The organism is Deinococcus alpinitundrae (assembly GCF_009982895.1).
Lineage (GTDB): Bacteria > Deinococcota > Deinococci > Deinococcales > Deinococcaceae > Deinococcus > Deinococcus alpinitundrae.
The window spans coordinates 1-265 of the sequence record NZ_WXZL01000302.1 but is presented as its reverse complement, the minus strand read 5'-3'; the positions used below and the strand labels follow the sequence as shown (position 1 = coordinate 265).

Here is a 265-nt window from a genome sequence, read left to right as displayed (position 1 = left end):
AATCGGAATAAAATAAATTGCACGTCTTGTATCAACATTAATAAATAATAACCCGAACACAAAAATGAAGAATACAAATATTAAGTAGCCCATATATTTGCCACCTAATAGTTTGTACGTAGCATTTTTATGTAGATCTGGGTTTTTACGACTATAATTGATATATGCAATGATAATCAGACCCCATACAACTAAAAATAACACTGTAGAGATGGTAGTAACATACGTAAATACTTTTGTCGCATCTGGGAAAATATAGTTTAGT

Annotated in this window: 1 protein-coding gene; it reads right to left on the bottom strand. The window is 29.8% G+C overall.

What is annotated here, in order from left to right; genetic code table 11:
• The coding region (locus GUI70_RS25815) for a hypothetical protein (RefSeq protein WP_272952935.1) at positions 1–255 on the bottom strand (255 nt) is incomplete at its 3' end.
• Positions 256–265: the final 10 nt, after the last annotated feature.